Annotated in this window: 17 protein-coding genes; 14 read left to right on the top strand and 3 right to left on the bottom strand. The window is 38.0% G+C overall.

The window, feature by feature from the left end:
• The first annotated feature begins 144 nt into the window (after window positions 1–144).
• From M3182_RS01945 to M3182_RS01935, 3 genes are all read left to right on the top strand, one after another.
• Window positions 145–1,047, top strand: coding sequence for an ABC transporter ATP-binding protein (locus M3182_RS01945; RefSeq protein ID WP_251433632.1), 903 nt, complete (start codon window positions 145–147; stop codon window positions 1,045–1,047).
• On the top strand, window positions 1,047–1,871 hold the full coding sequence (locus M3182_RS01940; RefSeq protein WP_251433636.1) for an ABC transporter permease: 825 nt from the start codon (window positions 1,047–1,049) through the stop codon (window positions 1,869–1,871). The genes M3182_RS01945 and M3182_RS01940 overlap by 1 nt, the downstream gene beginning before the upstream one ends.
• Before the next feature lie 178 nt (window positions 1,872–2,049).
• Window positions 2,050–3,294 (top strand): aminopeptidase, encoded by a 1,245-nt coding sequence (locus M3182_RS01935; RefSeq protein WP_251433639.1) that lies wholly within the window; start codon window positions 2,050–2,052, stop codon window positions 3,292–3,294.
• A 113-nt stretch (window positions 3,295–3,407) separates the two neighbouring features.
• On the opposite strand, the gene M3182_RS01930 is transcribed toward M3182_RS01935, so the two are convergent.
• Window positions 3,408–4,094, bottom strand: coding sequence for an LrgB family protein (locus M3182_RS01930; RefSeq protein WP_251433642.1), 687 nt, complete (start codon window positions 4,092–4,094; stop codon window positions 3,408–3,410).
• Window positions 4,091–4,447 carry a CidA/LrgA family protein gene (locus M3182_RS01925; RefSeq protein ID WP_251555935.1) on the bottom strand — a complete coding sequence of 119 codons (357 nt, stop codon included), beginning with the start codon at window positions 4,445–4,447 and terminating at the stop codon, window positions 4,091–4,093. Before M3182_RS01925 ends, M3182_RS01930 begins: the two co-directional genes overlap by 4 nt.
• Before the next feature lie 438 nt (window positions 4,448–4,885).
• Here M3182_RS01925 and M3182_RS01920 point away from each other — a divergent pair, with 438 nt between their 5' ends.
• From M3182_RS01920 to M3182_RS01890, 7 genes are all read left to right on the top strand, one after another.
• Window positions 4,886–6,229 carry an MFS transporter gene (locus tag M3182_RS01920; protein WP_251433648.1) on the top strand — a complete coding sequence of 448 codons (1,344 nt, stop codon included), beginning with the start codon at window positions 4,886–4,888 and terminating at the stop codon, window positions 6,227–6,229.
• An 85-nt stretch (window positions 6,230–6,314) separates the two neighbouring features.
• Window positions 6,315–7,583, top strand: coding sequence for a flavin-dependent oxidoreductase (locus M3182_RS01915; protein ID WP_251555934.1), 1,269 nt, complete (start codon window positions 6,315–6,317; stop codon window positions 7,581–7,583).
• Window positions 7,576–7,869, top strand: a complete 294-nt coding sequence (locus tag M3182_RS01910; protein ID WP_251433654.1) for a Dabb family protein — start codon at window positions 7,576–7,578, stop codon at window positions 7,867–7,869. The genes M3182_RS01915 and M3182_RS01910 overlap by 8 nt, the downstream gene beginning before the upstream one ends.
• A gap of 206 nt (window positions 7,870–8,075) precedes the next feature.
• Window positions 8,076–8,720 (top strand): SDR family oxidoreductase, encoded by a 645-nt coding sequence (locus tag M3182_RS01905; RefSeq protein ID WP_251555932.1) that lies wholly within the window; start codon window positions 8,076–8,078, stop codon window positions 8,718–8,720.
• Between the two features lie 136 nt (window positions 8,721–8,856).
• A complete protein-coding gene (locus tag M3182_RS01900) occupies window positions 8,857–9,342 on the top strand; it encodes a DUF2243 domain-containing protein (RefSeq protein ID WP_251555931.1) in 486 nt (161 codons plus the stop codon).
• 50 nt (window positions 9,343–9,392) lie between these two features.
• Window positions 9,393–10,109 carry a cytochrome c oxidase assembly protein gene (locus M3182_RS01895; RefSeq protein ID WP_285866772.1) on the top strand — a complete coding sequence of 239 codons (717 nt, stop codon included), beginning with the start codon at window positions 9,393–9,395 and terminating at the stop codon, window positions 10,107–10,109.
• Between the two features lie 183 nt (window positions 10,110–10,292).
• Complete coding sequence (locus M3182_RS01890; RefSeq protein WP_251555928.1) at window positions 10,293–11,063, top strand: alpha/beta hydrolase; 771 nt, start codon at window positions 10,293–10,295, stop codon at window positions 11,061–11,063.
• 190 nt (window positions 11,064–11,253) lie between these two features.
• Here M3182_RS01890 and M3182_RS01885 read toward each other — a convergent pair whose 3' ends face one another.
• The gene (locus M3182_RS01885; RefSeq protein ID WP_251433671.1) at window positions 11,254–11,682 is read right to left on the bottom strand and encodes a cell wall hydrolase; all 429 of its coding nucleotides are present in this window, start codon (window positions 11,680–11,682) and stop codon (window positions 11,254–11,256) included.
• A gap of 230 nt (window positions 11,683–11,912) precedes the next feature.
• On the opposite strand from M3182_RS01885, the gene M3182_RS01880 reads away from it, so the two are divergent.
• From M3182_RS01880 to M3182_RS01865, 4 genes are all read left to right on the top strand, one after another.
• On the top strand, window positions 11,913–13,250 hold the full coding sequence (locus M3182_RS01880) for a sodium-dependent transporter (RefSeq protein WP_251433674.1): 1,338 nt from the start codon (window positions 11,913–11,915) through the stop codon (window positions 13,248–13,250).
• A gap of 884 nt (window positions 13,251–14,134) precedes the next feature.
• The gene (gene desA, locus M3182_RS01875) at window positions 14,135–15,166 is read left to right on the top strand and encodes a Delta(5) desaturase DesA (protein ID WP_251433677.1); all 1,032 of its coding nucleotides are present in this window, start codon (window positions 14,135–14,137) and stop codon (window positions 15,164–15,166) included.
• 160 nt (window positions 15,167–15,326) lie between these two features.
• Window positions 15,327–16,466, top strand: a complete 1,140-nt coding sequence (locus M3182_RS01870; protein WP_251433680.1) for a sensor histidine kinase — start codon at window positions 15,327–15,329, stop codon at window positions 16,464–16,466.
• On the top strand, window positions 16,463–17,068 hold the full coding sequence (locus M3182_RS01865; RefSeq protein ID WP_251433683.1) for a response regulator transcription factor: 606 nt from the start codon (window positions 16,463–16,465) through the stop codon (window positions 17,066–17,068). The genes M3182_RS01870 and M3182_RS01865 overlap by 4 nt, the downstream gene beginning before the upstream one ends.
• The last annotated feature ends 136 nt before the right edge of the window (window positions 17,069–17,204 follow it).

Raw genomic sequence — 17,204 nt, 5'->3', positions numbered from 1 at the left:
GAATGTGGTAAAAAAGCCCTTTATCCCAAGACTTTTGTCATATATATTAAAAGTATCATTCTCGCGTATTAACAGAAGTTACCAGGTGCCAGGCACCATCCAATTATTTGGGAATTGAGAGGCTTAAGCCAAGGGGGAGTTGGAGTGAACTCGATTATTGATGTTCGGGGTGTTTCGAAAGCGTTTCAAGGACAGCTTGTATTAACGGATGTTGACTTTAAAGTTGAGGCAGGGAAAATTGTAGGTTTATTAGGTCCAAATGGTGCAGGGAAAACGACCTTTATCCGGATTTTAAATGGTGTTCTTAAAGCAGATTCTGGTTCGATTAGGATTATGGGGCACAACCCAATTACGGACGGAGATGAAATTAGAGCTTCATCAGGGATTGTCACAGAAAGTGCAGGTTTGTACCATCAAATGAGCGGTCGCGAGAACCTTGATTTTTTTGCGGATTTATATGGAGTAACCGATCAAAATCAAAAAGCTAGATTACTGGAGTTATTCGAACTTTCAGGACATGAAAATAAACCGGTAGGAACTTATAGTACAGGGATGAAGAAAAGGTTAGCACTTTGCAAAGCACTTTTACATAACCCTAAAATTTTGTTTCTAGATGAGCCAACAAATGGTTTGGATCCTGATGGAATTAACATGGTGTTATCTTATTTGAAAAAGTACAATCAAGAAACAAAGACAACGGTCCTTATATGTTCACATGTCTTGCATCAGCTTGAATCTATATGTGATTCCTTTGCCTTCATGGAAAATCATACCATAATTGAACAAGGAACCTTATCTCAACTCGAACAAAAGTATGTAACAGAAGTCATTGTCCGGATTGGCACAGACTTAGTCCTTAAGGAAACGAAGATATTAGGTTATGATTGTAAACCTATTGTGGACGGCATCCTTGTGACTCTTCCTTCTAAAACAGAGATTTCAACACTTCTAAAGAAGTTGCTTCAACAGCATCAAGTGCACTCAGTTGAAATTGTCAATAATAACTTGGAATCCATTTATTTTAAAGTGAGAGAGAGGGTGCGGTAATGAATAAGAGAATCTTGAAGGCGATGATCAAAAAAGATTTACGAGATATCTATCGTACGAACACACTGTTAACCACCATCATTGTAATCCCTATTGTCTTTTCAGTGCTATTTCCAACACTATTGGTTGGCTCTTCTTTATTGTTTGATATCGAAAAAGCTGTTGGGAATGATGTCGAAAAAATGCTCAGTATGTTTTTGTCACAAACAAATAACGAGCAAACGTTCACGAATATTGAGCAGCAAATTGTCTATCTTTTCATTAACTACTTGTTGCCCTCATTATTTTTACTTGTACCGATTATCACTGCAAGCGTCGTTGCTGCAAATAGTTTTGTTGGCGAAAAAGAACGACGTACTTTAGAAAGCCTTTTGTTTTCACCGGTTTCTATTAAGACATTGTTCCTAAGCAAAACAATAGCATCGTTTATTCCTTCCTTATTAGTATCGGTAACAAGCTTTATCCTCTGTGGAATCATCATTAATGGGCTCGGATACCAGTTGTTTGGAGAAATCATATTCCCATCAAGTAACTGGGTGGCTTTAATTATTTGTCTATCTCCAATGGTCATCCTATTCACAGTATTATTAAACCTCTATATCTCTTCAAGGGTAAAAACATATCAAGAAGCGCAAAACATGTCAGGCATCATCGTCCTTCCTGTAATTGCCTTAATCGTTGGTCAGGTAAGTGGCTTGTTTTTAGTAGGAGCAAAGCTAACCTTGATTATTGCCGCTGTTATCCTGGTGGTGAATGTTGTCCTGCTTCTGAGAATCACTAAATTAAGTGACCGCCATATCCTGTTTGAAAAACAAATTCATTAAAAATGAAGGAATTTGGAGAAACTATTCTAGATGCCGCAACTTTGAATAGTGATTTTTTCGATAGAAATATAAATGAATGAAGTTGTCAGACTTATAAAAGCTTTCTTTGGAGAAAATTCTAAACAACTATGCTAGTATAATAAATGCATGATTGCACATTTTAACTGGAGGCGAAAGAATGGCTCTACCGAACTTTCAAGAGAATCTACAGAAATACGCGAGATTATTAGTTGCAAAAGGGATTAATGTACAAGCAGGTGATTGGGTTAAAGTATACATAACAGTGGATCAAGCACCTCTTGCCCGTCTAATCACAAAAGAAGCTTATGCTTTAGGAGCAGAAAAAGTCATCATTAATTGGTCTGATGATGAAATTAAGAAACAGCATTTCTTGCACCAACCTGAAGAAGTGTTAACCACTATCCCTGATTATGAAATTCAGGAAACAGAAGATCATGTTCTAAACCATCGTGTTAGTCGACTATCTGTTATATCCAGTGATCCTGGACTATTAAATGAGGTCGACCCTACAAAGGTTGCGGCGTTCCAAAATGCTGCAGGAAAAGCATTTAAGGCGCAACGTGTGGCAACACAAAATGATGATATTAAATGGACGGTTGCCTCTGCGGCTGGAGCAGGATGGGCTGCAAAAGTATTCTCTGATTTGGAAACTTCTGAAGAACAAGTTGATGCTCTTTGGGATCAAATCTTTAAAGCGTGTCGAGTTTATGAAGAAGACCCAGTAGCTGCATGGGATGCACATAAGAAATTATTAAATGAAAAAGCTGCCAAACTAAATGAGATGCAACTTGATGCTCTTCATTACACAGCACCTGGTACCGATTTAACGCTTGGCTTGCCAAACGGACATGTATGGCTTAGTGCGGAAAGTAAAAGTCCAAAAGGAGACGAGTTTATTGCCAATATGCCAACTGAAGAAGTCTATACGGCACCAGACACTAGACGCATGGACGGTGTGGTTCGTAGCACGAAGCCATTAAGTTATGCAGGTACACTAATCGAAGGAATAGAAATTCATTTTAAAGACGGAAAAATTGTTGATGTCTTAGCTGAAAAAGGAGACGCAACAATTAAAAAGTTAGTATTTGATAACGAGGGTGGTACAGGTTTAGGTGAGGTTGCTTTAGTCCCAGATCCATCCCCTATTTCACAATCAGGTGTTACGTTCTTTACCACTCTTTTCGATGAAAATGCATCAAACCATTTAGCGATTGGAGCCGCTTATCCTACCACTATTGAAGGCGGAACGAAAATGTCTGAAGAGGAATTACAAAAACATGGAATGAATACATCCATTGTTCATGTCGACTTTATGATTGGCTCTGACCAAATGGACATTGATGGCATTAAACAAGATGGGACCATCGTACCGATTTTCCGCAAGGGAGATTGGGCATTTTAAGTAATTATATTAATGAATAAAGAAGAGGCAACTTCTTGTAAGAAGTTGTCTCTTTCCATAATAGTGCGGAATAGTGTCACAAGCATTCTCGCCTATATACATTCTCATACGCCTTAAATAAAAACGGTGAGCAATGGCAGGCCTAACGAAAGCATTAGAGGTGAAATCGTCATTGCAACACTTCCCATTGCACCTTCCTCTTCACCCCAGAATAGTGAGTGGTTCGCACCAATCATTTGGGCTGAGGTTCCCATTGCTAGCCCCTTAGCAGATTTGCTATGAATCCCTAAATGAATAAATAATTTTGGGCCTATCCAAACCGACATCAAAGCGGAAATCACAACAAATAGAATGGTAATAGAGTTTATTCCCCCAAGTTCATTTGAGATTGTTAACGCAACTGGAATGGTTACAGAACGAGGGATTAGCGAAGCGAGCAGTTGCTGTTGTAAATGAAAAAAATGGGCTAAAACAACGACTGCAAGGACACCAAAAGTAGTGCCAGCTAGGACTCCGGTAATAATCTTTTTATAATTTTTCTTAACCAACCCCCATTGTTTATATAAGGGTACGGCTAACGATACAACAGCGAGCTGGAGCAAATGACTGAACAAAGAGCTTGTATCTCTGTACGTATCAACTGGCACCTGAAACAGGAACAATAAGACCACTAATAGGGTGGACGCAGTAAAAAGTGGGTTTAACCAAGGTTTTAACCATTTTTGGTACAATAGGAGGCTTAGCAAATAAGTACTTATAGTAAGGATTAGACAGAAGAGAAGGTCCGAGAATTCTGTCATTTAGGTCTCCTCCTTTTTTGTTTTTCGTACCATTCAACAGTATAAGCAGTGCCAAGTAAACAACTGATACTGCTGACAAGTAATATAAGGATGATGCTCCAATTCAATATTTCTAGAAAACCTGAAAGAAACAGAGTTGCAATCGGGGGAATGAATAAAAGGGTAAGATGTTTCAATTGAAAGGAAGAAATTTCTTCAATCCATTCAATCTTGATGACGCCTGATAGTAAAAATAGAAAGAGCAAGATCATCCCGACAACACTAGCTGGTAGTGGAACAGACAAAAACGCAACAATTCCATGCCCAAGTAGTAGGAAGCTGATGATAACGAATAGTTGTAAAATCCAATTCATTTTCATCTCCTCCCTTGATGGTTAGTTTCATTCTAAAAAGGATTGAAGGGATTTTCACTATAGCTGTAAGGAAAGCTTACGTGGATTTTGTGAGGATCCACTTTTTCATTGTTTTACAAAAAAAATGGGAGAAAACAAGATTAGTTTATTCTCAGAAGGTAATTCAAACTTTGTAAATGGTTTTTATTTTTATTTCACCAAAACATAAATTTTTTCTTGATATATATTCGATTTATGTGATAATTAAAAAAAGTCTTAATAACACTATTGTCATAGGGAGAAGGTCGATAACAATTTTGTTTTGAAATTGAGATTACATAATGAACGTATTTTTTTTACCAATATACTTTCGTGCGTTGACGCGTTTTGGCGTTTATCTATTATAGTGTGATTGTAATCGGTGAACGAAAATTTTATTAAGGTAGGGAGTTGGGGAGGGTGCAAGTCGTACATGCTAATCAAACGATTGACAACAGTCGAATAAATCGATTTCATATTTCGTTAATTTTTTGGTGCTTTTTTATCATTGTCATGGATGGATACGATGTGGTGATTTATGGTTCTGTTGTTCCATCATTAATTGAGGAATGGTCCATCAGCTCTGTCCAAGCAGGCATGATTGGAAGTTATTCAGCAGCTGGGACCGCAATCGGTGCGGTGTTATTTGGCCTATGGGCTGACAAAATAGGGAGAAAAAGGGTTATCTTGCTTTGCACGATCATGTTTAGTGTATTTACAAGCTTAGCAGGTTTTGCAAACGACCCACTCACCTTTACGATACTGCGTGTTATCGCGGGTTTAGGGCTTGGGGGTGTCATGCCAAATGTTATCTCGTTAACAACAGAATATGCGCCGAAAAAAATTAGAAGCGCGATGGTATCCTTCGTCTTCTGCGGGTATTCCTTAGGTGCGATTGCTGCAGCTCTAATCAGTAAAAGCATGTTGGCGACACTGGGATGGAAACCGATTTTTTGGATTGCAGGAATTCCTTTGCTACTCCTTCCATTTATCATAAAAGCCATTCCTGAATCCACCTCATTTTTACTAGTGAAGAAAAAAGACGATGAGATTAAAAAGATTCTTAAAAAAGTTAAACCACAAATCTCATTCACGAACGAAACAACCTTCGAAACAGTACAAACTAAAGAAAAGGGTTCTCCACTCGTACATTTATTTTTACAAGGAAGAGCTCTTAGTACGATTATGTTTTGGATTTCATGTTTTTGCTGTTTTGTCTTAATTTATGCGTTGAACACATGGCTGCCTAAATTGATGCTTCAAGCAGGTTATAGTTTAAGTTCGAGTCTTGTGTTTGTTGCGATGATGAATGTCGGTGCGATTGTAGGAACTATTGTTTTTGGTCGTTTGACCGACAAATGGGGCTTCAAAAAAGTGATGATCCCACTATATGTACTCGGCGCGGTTGCGTTAACAGCGATTGGTTTAACTAAAAACCCAATGCTGGCTTATCTATTAATAGGGATTATTGGGGCTGCTTCTGTAGGAGTTCAGAATATTAGTAATGCTTTTGTGTCGCAGTATTATCCACCAACAATGCGTTCAACGGGTGTCGGGGCAACCATGGCTTTTGGTCGAGTAGGAGGCATCTTTGCACCAACTTTTGTCGGTGTATTGCTCACGATGAATTTACCATCTGAAATGAATTTTACCGTGATTGCAATGGCTGCCATACTAGGTGGAATCGCTGTCTTTTTTGTTCAAGAACGCCATGCTCATTACAATCAGAATGAGAATGAAGAGGAAACTAGTTTAGTAGGATAGGAGAGTTCAATCAAATACAGATACTCTAACTATAAGAAACAAAATAGAAATACGATTATAATCCAATTACAGGGAGGAATGACCTTTGTTGAAGGAAAAATCAGCCATCGTCGTTGGTGGAGGAATTGGTGGGCTTGTTACAGCTCTTAAACTACATCGCGTTGGTGTATCAGTACGCGTTTTTGAAAGTGTTGAAACCATAAAAGCACTTGGAGTTGGGATTAATCTTCTCCCGCATGCGGTTAGAGTTCTAACCGAACTGGGTTTAGGGGAGGAGTTAGAAAAAACTGGGATTCAAACAGCAGAGCTTATCTATGTGAATAAATTTGGTCAGCAAATTTGGCAAGAGCCTCGTGGTAAAAATGCAGGTTACCATTGGTCACAGTATTCGATTCATCGTGGAAAGTTGCAAATGTTGTTACTGAATGCAGTGAAATCAGAGTTGGGTGAAGAGGCAATTTATACCGGCCATCATTTAAAGTCTTTTCAAATGTTCGGGAAAGTCGTGGTCGCCGATTTTGAAGATAAGAAAACAGGTCAGTCATTGGGGTCGTTCCAAGCCGACATGTTAATTGGGGCGGACGGCATCCATTCAGCTGTTCGAAAATTTTACTATCCGGATGAAGGACTACCTAAATATAGTGGTCGGATTTTATGGAGGGGGATCACCGAATCTACTCCATTTTTAACAGGGAAATCAATGATTATGGCAGGTTATCAAGATCAGAAATTTGTTGCCTACCCGGTTTGTCCTGAAACTGCTGCTAAAGGGCGTTCACTTGTTAATTGGATTGCAGAACTAACGGTAAATGAAATGCCTTCACGTGCCGATTGGAATAAAAAAATTGACAAAGAAAAATTCGCTCCTGCTTTTGCTTCATGGGATTTTGGCTGGTTGAATGTACCAAAATTAATTGAAGAAACGGAAGCGGTTTATGAATTTCCAATGGTTGACCGTGATCCATTGCCACAATGGTCTTTTGGACGGGTCACCTTATTAGGGGATGCAGCGCACCCGATGTATCCTATTGGTTCGAATGGTGCCTCGCAGGCCATCCTGGATGCAGATGCACTTGCTCAGGCCGTTTCAGCTGATTCAACAGTCGAAAGTGCATTACGGAAATATGAAGAAGCCCGTATAAAGCCGACTGCTAATATTGTTTATAGCAACCGTGGCAATGGACCAGAGCAAGTCATGCAAATCGTAGAAGAGCGAGCGCCCGAAGGGTTTAAGCATCTTCATGACGTGATAACGCATCAAGAGTTACAGGAAATTGCTAATCGTTATAAGCAAATTGCCGGTTTCGATAAACAATCACTCAACTCGAGGGCAGGTGTGCTATCTAATGATTGAACATATAGTCTTAATCAAACTCAACCCCCAAGTTACTCAAGAGCAAAAAGCAGAATTAATCAATAAAACATATCAATTAAAAAACAGCATCCCTGGTATCATAGACCTTCGACAAGGAGAAAATTTCTCACCGCGGAGCCAAGGTTATAATATCGGCTTAACAGTAAGGTTCGAGGATCAAGCAGCTTTAGATTTTTATTTGCCACACCCTGAACATCAAAAAATCCTGGGTTATTTACAAGAAATTGGCTTAGAAGACTTAATTGTAGTTGATTTTGAAATCTAGCTAATAGAATGGATAGAAATAAAGACGGTGCTACGGAAAGAGTGGCCCGTCTTTTAATTATGCTTGTTTCATAATATTTTAGATTTTTACTTCTGTTTCCCACATTGATAGGTTAACACAAGTAAGAGCTTAAAGAGCTAATAATTGGAGTTCTGTTTAAAATGTGTAATAAAATGAAAAGAGATTCTTGAAAGGGGCTTGATTAGATGAAAGTATTAGTCGTCGGTGCAAATGGTCAAATCGGCAGACATCTGGTAAATCTCTTGCATGAAAGCAATGAACACCAAGTGCGTGCGATGGTACGTAAAGAAGCACAGAAAGCATCTTTCGAGGAGATGGGTGTTGAAACAGTATTAGCAAGTTTAGAAGGTTCAGTGGCAGACATTGCAGGGGCTGCAACAGGTTGTGATGCTGTTGTCTTTTCAGCAGGTTCAGGTGGACATACAGGGCCGGATATGACTTTACTCATCGATTTAGATGGGGCTGTAAAAACAATTGAGGCAGCAGAGAATCTTGGGATAAAGCGGTTTATCATGGTAAGTGCGTTACAAGCTCATAATCGCGAGAATTGGAACAATAAAATTCGCCCTTATTATGTAGCCAAACACTATGCGGACCGAATACTGATGCAAAGTGATTTAACTTATACAATTGTAAGGCCAGGTGGTCTTTTAAATGAAACAGCAAAAGGAAAGATATCAGTTGGTGAAAGCCTTGACCGGACAACCATCACAAGAGAAGATGTTGCAAGAGTCATATTCGAGTCCATCAATGAAAAAAATACATTTAACACCTCTTTTGATGTAGTAAATGGGGACACTCCAATTTCTGATGCTTTAAAAAACTTATAATATTTGAAAGGAATCATCTAGTGTACTAGATGATTCCTTTTCTATGTAGCGAAACTACATAGAAAAAGATGGACTGGGATAAACTGTAAGTGATTTGCTTCATATTCTCAACAAAAGAATGGAAGGTGAATTCGGTATGGCAAACCCTCAATACGTTTCAGAAAAACAGTTCAATCCACGTAATATATGGTCAGGCTTTTTATTTGGTGTGGGCATTGTAACGTTTTTGGATGAAGCGATTTTTCATCAGCTTTTACATTGGCATCATTTTTACGATAAATCGACAACTTCGATTGGACTTGTATCAGATGGTTTTTTTCATGCATTAAGCTGGTTTACGACCGTAGGAGGTTTGTTTCTGTTAGCGGATTTACGAAGGCAAGAGAGTCTGAAATGGAAAACTTGGCTTGGAGGAGTCTTGCTAGGAGCTGGGCTTTTTCAATTTTATGATGGCACCATTCAGCATAAATTAATGATGGTCCATCAAATCCGTTATAATGTGGACGTTCTCCCTTATGATGTGGTCTGGAATCTTACGGCGATTATCATGATTGCCATCGGCTATTATTTAATTCTAAAATCTAAAAATACTAAACCCCTAAGGGAAAGTGAGGGAGTGTAGTGCTTCTTCACTTTAATTATGGGGAACTATTTCTGTTAGTGATATCAGGGATGGGGATTCTCGTGTATCTGGTATGTATAGCAATTTCAAATCCATATTATAAAAAGTGGCCAATTTCTCGAATGATTTTATGGATACTAGGGGTGTTGCTGGCCGTATCGGCTGTTGTGGGTCCAATAGCTGCTCGAGCTCATCATGATTTCGTTTTTCATATGATAGGACATCTATTGCTGGGGATGTTAGCTCCATTGTTACTGGTACTAAGCGCTCCAATGACGTTGTTATTACGTACTCTATCAACCAGCCATGCGCGCCGGTTGACAACAATATTGAGAAGCAAACCAGTCCAGTTTGTTACAAACCCCCTTACAGCATCGGTGTTAAATATAGGTGGTTTATGGCTCCTTTATACAACCAATCTATATAAGATGATGCACCATTATTTGACACTACATGTTTTGATCCATATTCATGTTTTTCTAGTAGGTTATCTATTTACTGTATCGATGATTTATATTGATCCTATGCCTCATCGGAAAAGTTACTTCTATCGTGCCATTGTCTTTGTCCTTGCCTTAACTGGACATGGTATCCTTTCCAAATACATTTACGCCTTCCCACCAACAGGAGTCGCTCAAACTCAGGCTGAACAGGGAGGTATTTTGATGTATTATGGTGGAGATGCGGTTGATTTGATTTTAATTATCATTTTTTGCAGCCAATGGTATAGAGCTTGTAGACCTAAAAATGTTGTTCTCAGTTCATAAGATTCATAACTTACCTTCAAGAAAACAAACAAACGCAGTGGTTTTATGAACCACTGCGTTTGTTTGTTGTGTAAAAAACTTAATTCATACTTTACAACTAGGAATACTAAGGTTATGATAGTAACAACTAAAACGCAACGTAATTTTAACAGTGGATCAAGGTTTATTAAGGGGGAAGTAGGAATGAAGGAAAATTACTCGGTAATTCCAGGTGCAGAATCCTTTTATATTAAAGGGAATGAGGTGGGTATATTAATCTCACACGGATTTGTTGGTACACCTCAAAGTGTCCGTTTCATTGGCGAAAGCTTGGGGAAATATGGATACACTGTCTTAGCACCGCGATTGCCAGGGCATGGAACTCATTATCTAGACCTCGAATTATGTACTCATAAAGAGTGGTTCGCAACAATTGAAGAAGGATATAAACTTTTGGCACAACAATGTGATTATGTATTTGTGGTTGGACAATCCATGGGAGGAACTTTAACACTTAACCTGGCGGGGAAATATCCTGAAATTAATGGAATTGCGACCATCAATGCTGCCTTAACCCTGCCCGCTTTCGATGATTTGAAAAATCAACAACAGCCAAGGTATATTCCTGAGGGAGCACCGGATATAAAAGCAAAAGAAGTAGAAGAGATTACTTATTCTCAAACACCTTTAAAGGCTATTCATCAGTTACAAGCATTAATGGAACAAACCCCGAAAATTTTAGGGAATATCAAAGTGCCAATATTATGTATTAAATCAGCTGTTGACCATGTTGTTCCACCCGAAAATACGGATTTTATTTATCGAAAGGTCTCGACAAAAGTCAAAGAGAAAGTGACGTTAAAAAACTCGTATCATGTAGCTTCACTTGATCACGATAAAACGGAAATTGTTCGGGCTTTACATCGTTTTATTCAAAATCAGGTTCGTAAACCATTAGAAGTTATGTCTATCTAACAATTACCTTAAAGCTGTTCCAATTTATTAATGGAACAGCTTTTTATCATTTGGGAAGGCTTTTTAATAAGGCTCTCAGTACAAAATAGCTTTTCCCTTGTTAAAATTGGGTTTAAAATTTTAACAAACAATCTTTACGAAAATAGCCTTAATAAAAAAACTACCCCCATCTAATCGGGAGTAGTTCGATTTAGTACGTATTATAAATATTGTCGCATTCTCCTGCTTGGGGTTCATAAAAGCAATGTAATTTATACCGTCCGACATGGGGTTGATTATACCAAGTTGAAGGACAATCTCCAGGCGGCCTAAAATACCATAAGCTATATTTTGCAGGCCAACTACGATGCCCTTTTACAGCCTTTCTTGCAAGCTTTTTCTCCACTTCTCTGGCTCTTTGATAAAAATACCCTTTTTGAACAGCTTCAAATGCATGTTCTTGGTAAACCATTTGAGGAATTGTACGGATGCCTTTAAAATCTGAGCAATTCCCTCGAATACGGTTAATGCCTACTGCACCAACATGGGCCATTCCTATCGGTCCTTCTCCTTCAGCTTCTGCCCTTAGTAATCTTGCAAGCAAGTTTATATCTGCCTCAGTATGGTTGACAACGGCCATAAGCCCACCTCCAGTATATATTATCATATTGTCTAAAGTCGGTGGATGTTACTGAATGCTTATGGGGCATAAAAGAGGAGTATACTTTAATCAACCTTACAGAAAGAAGTCTAAGCTTGGATTTATACAATGAGACATTCTTTCTGGAGAAATGACTATCATTTTTTCTGAAGAAATAGTATTATTTAAAAATGTTCAGCATGAAATTGCAAAGGGAGATACAATACAATATGAAAAAACATGAACAGTGGAATTCAAAACTCGGCTTCATTTTAGCAGCAGCAGGGTCAGCAATTGGACTTGGTGCTATTTGGAAATTCCCTTATATGGCTGGAACCAATGGGGGAGCAATTTTTTTCTTTCTGTTTATTGTGTTAACAGTGGTTGTTGGCGCACCTATTTTAATCGCTGAGTTTCTCATTGGCCGCAATACTCAAAAAGATGCGGTTAGAGCATATAAAACGCTTGCTCCTGGAACAAGTTGGTATATTCTTGGAGTAGCTGGGGTCATTTTTTCTCTCATTTTACTATCTTTTTATAGTGTAGTCGGCGGATGGATTCTTTCCTATCTACTAAGAAGCGTTACTGGTTCGCTAACCAATGAAAATTATGGTGAGTTGTTTAACTCTATTATTGGTAATCCAATTGAGGTTGTAGTTTGTCAGTTTATATTTATGGTTATGACCATCATGGTGGTTAAAGGAGGAATTCAAAAAGGAATTGAGCGGGCAAGTAAATACATGATGCCGGCATTATTTTTACTCTTTATTCTCCTCGCTTTTCGGTCGTTGACTCTTGATGGGGCGATGGCTGGTGTTGAGTTTTTGTTAAAACCTGATTGGAGTGCCTTAACAGCAGAAACGGTATTATTGGCCTTAGGACAAGCCTTTTTCACACTAAGCGTCGGTATATCTGTTATGGTTACTTACGCCTCATACTTATCAAAAACGGAGAATATCGCAAAATCAGCTTTTTCTGTTGCTGGGCTAAATATCTTGATTTGCTTCCTCGCAGGAATTGTTATCTTTCCAGCGGTATTCGCCCTTGGATTTGAGCCAGGTCAGGGGCCAGGACTTGTTTTCGTAGTGGTCCCAGCTGTCTTTAATGAAATAGCATTTGGAGGGATTTTCCTCTTTGTTTTCCTCGTATTGCTTTTGTTTGCCACATTAACATCAGCCTTTTCTATTTTAGAAATTGTGGTTGCTGTTCTCGTTAAGGATGACAAAGCAAAACGAGGGAGAATGACGTGGATAAGTGGATTGCTTATTTTTATAGTTGGGGTACCAAGTGCTCTATCCTTTGGTGTGCTTGCAGACGTTCAAGTTTTTGGAAAGTCGATATTTGATGCTGCTGATTTTCTAGTCAGCAACATAGGTTTACCACTTGGAGCACTCTTTATCTCTATCTTTGTCGGTCACAGATTGCCGTCAAAATTGGTAAAGACTGAGCTGGCACAAGGCAGCAAAAACCTAAATATATTCTTTTCTATTTGGTATTTCGTGATTCGCTATGTTGCTCCAGTTGCCATATTGATCGTGTTTCTTCAATCTATAGGCATCATTTCTTGAAATATGAATCACACTAAATTTAAAAGGCTAAAGACACGAATGGTGGTCTTTAGCCTTTTCTATGCTTATATCTTCATAAGCATATAAGTCATAAATCAACTGCTCTAAGAAGGTTTTGTGGGAATCTTGTTTGGGATAAGAATTAACATTATATACGTTAATCCTTCAGTTTTAGCCAAATGTGCATGCTCACAAATTTTGCTAACTTCAAACCAAAATATTCCTCTAACAACCCCGTAAAACTCTGATATTTCGGATAAGTGAAAAATCAGCCACAGAAAGATAGTAACCATTTACTATTCGGTCTTTAAAAATTTTACGATTAGACATGAATTAACTTTATTTTCGGCGGAAATTCAGTCTACAAGATTTCTTTCACAATAAGCTAATAATTTTTAACTCAATAACAATGACGTTTTTTCACTAATTTACATGGTGATTGGAAATTATCGTCATTTAAAAGAGTTAAAAATGAATCTTTTTCTGGTGAGCAATCCAAAATAAAAACGACACCCTCGTTCATCCAGTACCTCCTTTCATGGAGAAGTCGAGAAACAGAATAGTCTCGTTCGACTAGTGCTGTCATTACTTTCCCTTATCAAGGAATGGAGTTGATAGGATAAGAATTTACATACATAGATAAGTTTTCAGTAATTAAAGAAATTTGTCATATAAACGATTTATTTCATTTAATAATTGATGAATTTTCTTCGCTAACCCTAATGAAATAGCCTTTAAGCTGGAATAGTGCGCTTTTGGTTCAATAAAAAATATGGACAAACATGATATTTGTCATATCGAAAACATGACACCTGGGACTACAACTACATTTTTTCCTTGCTTATAATTAGATTATCAACATAACGGAAGGGGAAATTGTAAAAATGAAAGATCAAAAACAACGAGCTCTAAGGAAGCAGGTTGCCCCTTATGAAAGATCTGAATTACAGAATAGTATCTTCCAAATCGTAAATACATTGGGGCCATTTTTCATTCTTTGGTTTCTAGCCTATAAAAGCCTATCCATCTCTTATTTACTCACTTTAGCAATTACAGTGATTGCTGCTGGGTTTTTAGTACGAACTTTCATTATTTTTCATGATTGTACGCACTATTCGTTCTTTAAGAGTAGAAAAGCGAATCGAGTACTAGGAACTATAACAGGAGTTTTAACTTTGTTTCCATTTGAAAAGTGGGGGCACGACCATGCCATCCATCATGCAACAAGTAGTAACTTAGATAAGCGAGGAACTGGTGACCTTTGGATGTTGACGGTTGATGAATATTTAGATGCGCCATTCTGGACAAAAGTTCAATACCGTTTATACCGCAATCCATTTGTGATGTTTATCTTAGGTCCAATTTATGTATTTGGAATCGAAAACCGTTTCAATCATCGAAGAGCAAAGAGGAAAGAGCGCTTAAATACCTATTTAACGAATGCGCTTCTTGTGCTTATCATTGGATTACTATGCTGGGCAATTGGTTGGCAAAATTTCCTACTTGTACAAGGGCCCATTTTTATGATTTCAGGGTCTCTGGGCATTTGGTTATTTTATATCCAACATACTTTTGAGGATTCTTATTTCGAAGAAGACGATCATTGGGAGTATGTAAAAGCAGCGGTCGAAGGAAGCTCATTCTATAAACTTCCAAAAATTCTACAATGGTTAACAGGGAATATCGGTTATCACCATGTTCACCATTTAAGCCCGAGGGTTCCAAACTACAAACTTGAGGAAGTTCATAATAATACGGAACCACTCAAAAATGTACCAACAGTTACACTTGCATCAAGTTTAAGCTCACTGAATTTTCGTTTATGGGATGAAGAAAGCAAAAAATTCGTCGGATATAAACATCTAAAACAAGTTGCAAAATCTAGGGTTTCGGTAGATGCGAAACCAGAGGTATAAACTGCTTAATGAAAAGCTCTCCTTATTTAAGGAGAGTTTATTTTGTAACATCTTGGGTCCATGTTAAAAAACACGAATAATTTTTCTAAAGCAGTTCTAATAAACCAGGAACATAGGATATGGTAAAATATAGTGAACGATTAGGGAATGAGGATACTCTATGCTAAAACAATATTGGAATTTGCTAAAAACAACGGGGATTTCACCTTATATTTGGACCATTCTCGGCATCTTGCCGTTTTACTTTATTTTTTCACAGTCATCTACAACTGCAGAGATGGTCACCGGTACGATCTTAACGTTATCTTTCTTTTTGTTTTTTCGCTTTGCGTTTATTGCGAAATCATGGACGGTCTATATATGGACGATTTTTTTAATTGCGATATCTATTGCCTCTACATTGACGTTTAGCTATGTTTATTTTGCTTTTTTTATTGCATATTTTATCGGACAAATTCATAAACAAGTACCCTTTTTTGTACTGTATTTTATCCATCTTGTGGGAATGTCTGCGGCGATAAACTTTGAGCTCATTTTGAATGAAGGTCTTTTTCTGAGACAATTGCCGTTTGTAATTATTGTTTGGATTAGTATTATTCTTTTACCATTAAGCATTCGTAACAAAAAAGTACGTGGGCGCCTTGAAGAAAAACTAGAAGACGCAAACAAGCGTATAGCCGAACTGGTAAAAGCAGAAGAGCGTCAACGGATTGCCCGCGATCTACATGATACATTAGGTCAAAAATTATCCTTGATTGGCTTAAAAAGTGACTTGGCTAGTAGATTGATTTATAAGGATCCAGATCAGGCGAGATCAGAATTAAAAGACGTTCAGCGAACGGCAAGAACTGCATTAAATGAAGTACGCAAAATGGTTTCAGAAATGCGAGGCATTCGTTTGAAAGATGAGGTACATCGTGTTGAGCAAATCTTAAAAGCAGCGGAAATTGAGTTTACCTTTGAAGCGAAGATGCCAGTTAAATTTGGCTCACCATTTATCGAGAATCTTATTAGTATGTGTCTAAAAGAAGCTGTGACCAATGTAGTCAAACATAGTAACGCATCCAACTGTCATATTACTTTGGAACAATCTCCAAAAGAAATTACATTAAGCATTCAAGATGATGGAATTGGTGGGCTAACAGAAAAGCATTTTACCAAAGGAAGCGGGTTAAATGGCATGAGTGAACGCCTAGAGTTTGTTAACGGCAGTCTAGAAATTGTACCAGAAAATGGTGCGAAATTAATAGTAAAAGTACCAAAAGTGATAAAGCAGTCTGAAATGGAGGGGACAAGATGATTCAGATTGTCATTGCAGAAGATCAACGGATGATGCTCGGCGCCTTAGGTTCCTTACTGAACCTAGAGGATGATATGGAAGTCGTTGGTAAAGCTCATAATGGGGAAGAAGCGATTGAACTTGTAAAAAAATTACAGCCAGATGTATGCATCATGGACATTGAAATGCCAGAGAAAACAGGACTTGAAGCAGCAGAAGAAATAAAATTACTCCCTTTTGATTGTAAGGTCATAATTTTAACTACATTTGCTCGCACAGGTTATTTTCAAAGGGCATTAAAAGCAGGCGTAAAAGGCTATCTTTTAAAAGACAGCCCTAGCGAGGAACTGGCTGACTCAATTCGAAATGTTATGAGTGGTTTAAGAGTATATGCACCGGAACTTATGGATGACCTATACAGTGAGGAAAACCCTTTAACTGAAAGGGAAATGGAAGTCTTAGGGTTAGTAGCAGACGGAAAAAATACAAAAGATATTGCTGCAGAATTAACCATTACAGCAGGAACCGTGCGAAATTATATTTCTACAATTCTAGATAAGCTTCAAGTAACCAATCGGATTGAAGCGATTCGTCAGTCAAAAGAAAAAGGTTGGTTTAAATAGTGCTAGTACGTGCTCAATCTATAAAGGATTGAGCACGTCTTCTTATTCATGCTCTTTTAGCTTTTTTAAAAGTTTTTTGTAAAGATTGTTGTTAAAAATCCTATAGCCGATTTTAACGCAATAGTAGCCATTTCAT

This window comes from Mesobacillus maritimus (assembly GCF_023715205.1).
In the GTDB taxonomy this organism is placed as follows: domain Bacteria; phylum Bacillota; class Bacilli; order Bacillales; family Cytobacillaceae; genus Mesobacillus_B; species Mesobacillus_B maritimus_C.
The sequence above is the reverse complement of the archived record's forward strand: the minus strand, read 5'-3'. Positions and strand labels throughout refer to the sequence as shown.

What these genes read in the sequence shown, in the direction of transcription:
- M3182_RS01905 (WP_251555932.1), top strand. Translation starts at nt 8,076, where the DNA reads ATGAAAGTATTAGTCGTCGGTGCAAATGGTCAAATCGGCAGACATCTG.
- M3182_RS01880 (WP_251433674.1), top strand. Translation starts at nt 11,913, where the DNA reads ATGAAAAAACATGAACAGTGGAATTCAAAACTCGGCTTCATTTTAGCA.
- M3182_RS01910 (WP_251433654.1), top strand. Translation starts at nt 7,576, where the DNA reads ATGATTGAACATATAGTCTTAATCAAACTCAACCCCCAAGTTACTCAA.
- M3182_RS01900 (WP_251555931.1), top strand. Translation starts at nt 8,857, where the DNA reads ATGGCAAACCCTCAATACGTTTCAGAAAAACAGTTCAATCCACGTAAT.
- M3182_RS01885 (WP_251433671.1), bottom strand. Translation starts at nt 11,682, where the DNA reads ATGGCCGTTGTCAACCATACTGAGGCAGATATAAACTTGCTTGCAAGA.
- desA (WP_251433677.1), top strand. Translation starts at nt 14,135, where the DNA reads ATGAAAGATCAAAAACAACGAGCTCTAAGGAAGCAGGTTGCCCCTTAT.
- M3182_RS01930 (WP_251433642.1), bottom strand. Translation starts at nt 4,094, where the DNA reads ATGACAGAATTCTCGGACCTTCTCTTCTGTCTAATCCTTACTATAAGT.
- M3182_RS01895 (WP_285866772.1), top strand. Translation starts at nt 9,393, where the DNA reads ATGGGGATTCTCGTGTATCTGGTATGTATAGCAATTTCAAATCCATAT.
- M3182_RS01870 (WP_251433680.1), top strand. Translation starts at nt 15,327, where the DNA reads ATGCTAAAACAATATTGGAATTTGCTAAAAACAACGGGGATTTCACCT.
- M3182_RS01935 (WP_251433639.1), top strand. Translation starts at nt 2,050, where the DNA reads ATGGCTCTACCGAACTTTCAAGAGAATCTACAGAAATACGCGAGATTA.
- M3182_RS01940 (WP_251433636.1), top strand. Translation starts at nt 1,047, where the DNA reads ATGAATAAGAGAATCTTGAAGGCGATGATCAAAAAAGATTTACGAGAT.
- M3182_RS01925 (WP_251555935.1), bottom strand. Translation starts at nt 4,447, where the DNA reads ATGAATTGGATTTTACAACTATTCGTTATCATCAGCTTCCTACTACTT.
- M3182_RS01865 (WP_251433683.1), top strand. Translation starts at nt 16,463, where the DNA reads ATGATTCAGATTGTCATTGCAGAAGATCAACGGATGATGCTCGGCGCC.
- M3182_RS01890 (WP_251555928.1), top strand. Translation starts at nt 10,293, where the DNA reads ATGAAGGAAAATTACTCGGTAATTCCAGGTGCAGAATCCTTTTATATT.